The organism is Burkholderia sp. E168m23, assembly GCF_016586125.1.
Taxonomy (GTDB): domain Bacteria; phylum Pseudomonadota; class Gammaproteobacteria; order Burkholderiales; family Burkholderiaceae; genus Burkholderia; species Burkholderia orbicola.
This window is the reverse complement of sequence record NZ_BCPP01000522.1, coordinates 1-4,994: the sequence shown is the minus strand read 5'-3', so window position 1 is coordinate 4,994 and position 4,994 is coordinate 1. Positions and strand designations below refer to the sequence as shown.

The 4,994-nt window shown below is 68.1% G+C and carries 6 protein-coding genes; 4 read left to right on the top strand and 2 right to left on the bottom strand.

Going from position 1 to position 4,994, the window contains the following annotated elements:
* Window positions 1-184 precede the first annotated feature (184 nt).
* Window positions 185-1,075 carry a LysR family transcriptional regulator gene (locus JMF90_RS23760; RefSeq protein WP_201316816.1) on the bottom strand — a complete coding sequence of 297 codons (891 nt, stop codon included), beginning with the start codon at window positions 1,073-1,075 and terminating at the stop codon, window positions 185-187.
* Window positions 1,076-1,187: 112 nt separating this feature from the next.
* Between JMF90_RS23760 and JMF90_RS23755 the strand changes: the two genes are divergently transcribed.
* Together JMF90_RS23755 and JMF90_RS23750 are read left to right on the top strand one after the other, a co-directional pair.
* Window positions 1,188-1,613, top strand: coding sequence for a VOC family protein (locus tag JMF90_RS23755; protein WP_011545146.1), 426 nt, complete (start codon window positions 1,188-1,190; stop codon window positions 1,611-1,613).
* Window positions 1,614-1,745: 132 nt separating this feature from the next.
* The gene (locus JMF90_RS23750; protein WP_011545147.1) at window positions 1,746-2,336 is read left to right on the top strand and encodes a flavin reductase family protein; all 591 of its coding nucleotides are present in this window, start codon (window positions 1,746-1,748) and stop codon (window positions 2,334-2,336) included.
* Window positions 2,337-2,373: 37 nt separating this feature from the next.
* Here JMF90_RS23750 and JMF90_RS23745 read toward each other — a convergent pair whose 3' ends face one another.
* Complete coding sequence (locus tag JMF90_RS23745) at window positions 2,374-3,270, bottom strand: LysR family transcriptional regulator (protein WP_011545148.1); 897 nt, start codon at window positions 3,268-3,270, stop codon at window positions 2,374-2,376.
* A 97-nt stretch (window positions 3,271-3,367) separates the two neighbouring features.
* On the opposite strand from JMF90_RS23745, the gene JMF90_RS23740 reads away from it, so the two are divergent.
* Both JMF90_RS23740 and JMF90_RS23735 read left to right on the top strand, forming a co-directional pair.
* On the top strand, window positions 3,368-4,666 hold the full coding sequence (locus JMF90_RS23740) for a CitMHS family transporter (protein WP_011545149.1): 1,299 nt from the start codon (window positions 3,368-3,370) through the stop codon (window positions 4,664-4,666).
* A 39-nt stretch (window positions 4,667-4,705) separates the two neighbouring features.
* Window positions 4,706-4,994 (top strand): acyclic terpene utilization AtuA family protein (locus JMF90_RS23735; RefSeq protein ID WP_201325497.1); only part of this gene is annotated, 289 nt, incomplete at its 3' end.

Sequence of the window (4,994 nt, the reverse complement as noted above, 5' to 3'; positions counted from 1 at the left end):
CAAGGCCGCGATCTTCGCGTATGAGAAGGGCGCGACGATGGACTACGAAACGCTCGCGCCGGCGCGCCGCGTGATGTTCTTCCTCGACAACGACACGTTCACGAACCTGTCGCCGGCCGGTGTCGCGCTGTTCGACGCAGCGGTGGACTGGGCGGCCGGGCGGCGCTGAGCCGCCACGCGCCGATCACGCGGCCGGCGGCGGTGAACGCCGCCGCGATGCTGCCTCGATCAGTTGCGCCAGCGCTTGCGCGGGCTCCGACATCGTGCGCCGCGCGCGATGCACGAGCCCGATGTCGCGGTGGAACGTGTGATGCCCGAGGTCGATCGCGCGCACGCCAGCCGGCCAGCGACGATACGCGGCGGTCTGCGGCACGATCGCGACGCCGACGCCGTTCTGGACCAGCTTGACGATCGCGTCGAGCTCGTCGAGTTCGCAGGTGTCGCGCACCGCGATGTGCATCTTGCGCAGGAAGCGGTCGACCTGCCGGCCGCCGAACGACGCGCGGTCGTAGCGCACGAACGGCGCGTTCGCGAGCAGCGCAGCCCAGTCCTTGCCTTTCACGCCGCGCGGCACGATCAGCCGGAACGGCTCCCGCGCGAGCGTCGTCCAGTGCAGGTCGCTCTGCAGCGCGAACGGCGGCCGGATGATCGCGGCCATGTCGATCTCGCCCGCGTCGACCCGGTTGACCAGCTCGATCGACAGCCCCGGGATCACGCGCGTGCGGCACGCGGGTTGGCGGCGATGGAAATCGGCCAGCGCGGCCGGCAGCAGCGCGCTCTGCACCGACGCGATCGCGCCGATCGTCACGCGCACGGCGGCCGGCGAGCCGGGCGCGGTCGAGCTCAGGTTCTCGTACAGGCCGATCAGCGCCTGCGCCTGGTCGAGCACGTGATGGCCGCGCTCGTTGAGCCGCGCCGAACGCCCTTGCCGGTCGAACAGCGCGAAGCCGAGCTCGGCCTCGAGGCGCTGCATCTGCGCGCTCACGGCCGCCTGCGTGAGCCCGATACGATTGCCGGCGGCGGCAAAGGTGCCTTCCCGGGCGACGGCGACGAGGGTTTTCAGTTCGCGGATCATTCATCGATTCCATTTGTGAATCGCAAAACTATATATTGATTTAATTTTTGCTCGGCGTTGTCTACCATGATGCCGTTCTCGCGTCACGCGAGCGTTTCTTCACGAGGCCATCATGAGTCTTTCCCCGTTTCACCTGGCGATTCCGGTCTACGACCTGCCGGCCGCGCGCGATTTCTACGGCCGCGTGTTCGGGCTGGAAGAGGGGCGCTCGAGCGCGCAGTGGGTCGATTTCAACTTTTACGGGCATCAGCTCGTGATCCACGAGCATCCGAAAACCGCATCGGAGGAAGGCGCGCATACGAATGCGGTCGACGGCCACGACGTGCCGGTGCCGCATTTCGGGATCGTGCTCGACTGGGCGAGCTGGGAAGCGCTGGCCGAGCGGCTGCGCGGGTTCGGCGTGACCTTCGTGATCGAGCCGTACGTGCGGTTTCAGGGGCAGGTCGGCGAACAGGCGACGATGTTCCTGTTCGATCCGTGCGGCAATGCGCTCGAATTCAAGGCGTTCCGCGACATCGGCCAGCTGTTCGCGAAGTGACTGGCCGCGGCGCCAGCGCCGATCGACATTGGGTGCGAGAATGCGGCCTTCGGCCCGGCCGCGCGCAGTTGCGGCGACCGGCGCCGCGCCGCACGGCATCCGTCCGTGCGCGCCGTTTTCCAAGGAACCCGTATGGACAGTCACATCGCGCCGGTGGCGCTGAACAAGGCCTACCGTCTCCTCAATCACGGCCCGACCGTGCTCGTATCGGCCCGCCACGACGGCGTCGACAACGTGATGGCCGCCGCCTGGGCGTGCGCGCTCGACTTCCTGCCGCCGAAGCTGACGGTCGTGCTCGACAAATCCGCGAAGACGCGCGAACTCGTCGAGCGCAGCGGCACGTTCGTGATCCAGGTGCCGACGGCCGCGCAACTGCAGCTCACGCATGCGGTCGGCAGCTACAGCCTCGCGGAGCGCCCCGACAAGCTGCGCGAAGCGGGCGTCACGCTGTTCGACGTCGACGGCCACGACCTGCCGTTCGTCGCCGGCTGCTCGGGCTGGCTCGCGTGCAGGCTGATTCCCGAGCCGCACAACCAGCAGACCTACGACCTGTTCATCGGCGAGGTGGTCGCCGCGTGGTCCGACACGCGCGTGTTCCGCGACGGCCACTGGTATTTCGAATCGGCCGATCCCGCGCTGCGCAGCCTGCACTACATCGCGGGCGGCAATTTCTATGCGATCGGCGAATCGCTCCATGTCGACGTCGATCCGGACGCGCAGTAAGCGTCGGACGGTCGGCCATTCCTCACCAGAGCGCGCGTCATGCGCGCTTTTTCAATTCCGCCAGCATGAGGTCGGCGAACGCCTGCGCGACGCGCGGCAGCGTGCGCCCGCGCTTCGCGACGAGCGCGATCGGCCGCACGAACGCGGGATCGTCGATCGGCTTCACGACGAGATCGGGCTCGGCGCGCACCTCGCGCGCGGTCGCGGGCAGGATCGTCACGCCGAGGCCGCCGCGCACCATCGCGACCGCCGTCATCATGTAGGTCGGTTCGCACGCGATGTCGGGCGTGCAGCCGGCCGCTTCCAGCGCGGCATCGACGACGCTGCGCACACTCGTGCCTTGCGCGGTGAGCACGAGCGGCACGCCGGCGACGTCGGCGGTGCCGACACGGCGCTTGCGCGCGAGCGGATGATCCTTCGGGCACACGGCGACGAGCTGGTCGGCGCCCGCATACAGCACTTCCAGCGACGCATCGAACGTATCGCCGCCGGTCAGCCCGAGATCGGCATCCTCGTTGCGCACGAGCGTGGTGACGAGGCTCGCGACGCCGTCGCGGATCTCGAAGCCCGCGCGCGGCACGTCGCGCCGGAACGACTGGATCAGCTCCGGCAGCACGCTCGACGCGAAGGTCGGCAGGCACGCGAGCCGCACCGTGCCGCTCGCGCCTTCGCCGAGCGCGCGCGCATCGCGCAGCACGCGTTCCATGTCGTCGAGCGAGCGCTGCAACAGCGGCAGCAACTCGCGGCCGGTCTGCGTGAGCGCGACGCTGCGGCTGTTGCGGTCGAACAGGCGCGCGCCGACGATGTCCTCGAGCCGGCGAATCTGCACGGTCAGCGCCGGCTGCGACAGATGCAGCCGCGCGGCCGCACGCGTGAAGTTGCCGGCGTGCGCGACGGTGACGAACGCGCGAATGTCGCGAAGATTCAGATCCATAACGATTCATGATTGCTGCGATCAAATCATTTCAATTGTGCTATCGCTGCGCTGACCTTACGCTCGTCTCCAACAAAAGACAAGGTAGGAGACACGGATGCTGCCGTTACTCGGGCTGGGCACGATCGTCGTGCTGCTGGCCGCGATTCTGTCGAAGCGGATGTCGCCGCTCGTCGCGCTGATCATCGTGCCGATCGCCGCGTCGCTGCTCGGCGGCTTCGGGTTGCACACCAGCAAGTTCGTCATCGACGGGCTGAAGGGGCTCGCGCCCGTCGTCGGGATGTTCGTGTTCGCGATCCTCTATTTCGGGACGATCACCGACGCCGGCACGCTCGACCCGATCATCGACCGGATCTTGCGCGCGGTCGGCACGCGGCCGACGCGCATCGTGATGGGCACGACGCTGCTCGCGCTGCTGATTCACCTCGACGGCTCGGGCGCCGTGTGCTTTCTCGTGACGATTCCCGCGGTGCTGCCGCTGTACGACCGGCTGAAGATGGACCGCCGCGTGCTGGCCGCCGCCGTGTCGATGGCCGCGGGCATCAACTTCCTGCCGTGGACGGGCCCGATGATCCGGGCGTCGGCCTCGCTGCACCTGCCGGTGTCGGCGCTGTTCAATCCGCTGATTCCGGTGCAGGCGATCGGGCTCGTGTTCGTGTTCGGCGTCGCGTACTGGCTTGGGCGGCGCGAGGAGAAGCGGCTCGGCCTGTCGCGCGACGATGCGTCGATTCCGCTGCCGAAACGCGAGCTGACGCCTGACGAGCAGGCGCTGCGCAGGCCGCACCTGTTCTGGTTCAACCTCGTGCTGACGCTCTTCGTGCTCGGCACGATGGTCGTGATGGGCGAGAAGATCCCGCCCGCGATCATGTTCATGGTCGGGCTGTGCATCGCGCTAATGGTGAATTACCCCGACGTCGACATGCAGAGAAAGCGCGTCGACGCGCATGCGCGTGCCGCGCTGATGATGGCCGGCATCCTGCTCGCGGCCGGCGTGTTCACCGGGATCATGCAGGGCAGCGGGATGCTGAAGGCGATGGCGCAGGCGGCGGTCGGCTTCGTGCCGCCGTCGATGGCCGGCCACATACCGGTGGCGCTCGGCCTCGCGTCGATGCCGCTCAGCATGCTGTTCGATCCCGATTCGTTCTACTTCGGCGTGCTGCCCGTGATCGCCGAAGTGGCCGGCCAACTGGGCGTGCCGGCCGTGCAGGTCGGGCAGGCGGCGCTGCTCGGCCAGATGACGACGGGCTTTCCGGTCAGCCCGCTCACACCGGCGACGTTCCTCGTCGTCGGGCTGTGCGGGATCGAACTGGCCGAGCACCAGAAGTTCACGTTTCCGCTGCTGTTCGGCGCGTCGATCGTGATGACGATCGCGTGCGTCGTGCTCGGCGTGTTTTGATTTTTGTCGGCGATGCGCTCGCCGGATGACGGTACGGACATGACAGCAAAGCAACCTGAACGGCGCGTGCGCATCGGTGCGGGCGCCGGCTACTCGGGCGACCGGATCGAGCCCGCGGTCGAACTGGCCGAACACGGGCAACTCGACTACCTGGTCTTCGAATGCCTGGCCGAGCGCACGATCGCGATCGCGCAGCAGGCGCGCCGCAACGATCCGGCGCTCGGCTACGATCCGCTGCTCGACGCGCGGATGCAGGCGGTGCTGCCGGTCGCGGCGGTAAAGCGCGTGCGCATCGTGTCGAACATGGGCGCGGCGAATCCGCGCGCGG